This window comes from Pseudoalteromonas sp. P1-9, from assembly GCF_001399975.1.
Classification (GTDB): Bacteria; Pseudomonadota; Gammaproteobacteria; order Enterobacterales; family Alteromonadaceae; genus Pseudoalteromonas.
Genome location: NZ_LKBD01000160.1, coordinates 1 through 312 on the forward strand (window position 1 = coordinate 1; position 312 = coordinate 312).

Annotated in this window: 1 protein-coding gene; it reads right to left on the reverse strand. The window is 35.9% G+C overall.

Annotated elements, in window-relative coordinates; all coding sequences use genetic code 11:
* A partial coding sequence (locus AN214_RS23145; RefSeq protein WP_235576805.1) for a hypothetical protein occupies nucleotides 1-312 on the reverse strand: 312 nt, incomplete at both ends.

Here is a 312-nt window from a genome sequence, read left to right on the forward strand (position 1 = left end):
CTCTCCTAGCTCTTCTGTATCCAAATTGTACTCAATGCAATCAGAGATGTTTTTTTGTATAAATAACAGATAGTTAAACAATGCTATTCTCTCAGCCTTACTCAAAGCAGCCCTTCGCTTATCATTATCTAAATAAACCAAGAACTTATCTAAAAAATACTCAGAACCTTTACCGCCTGCTAAACGAGCCAATCCTGGCAGGAAATAGAGAAACCCTTCTAGATTTAAGAAACTGATTGGAGAATACGTAAAGTTTCCTACGTCACTGAACGATAGAGAATCATTGTCTCTAGCTTGTAAATTATCATTGTG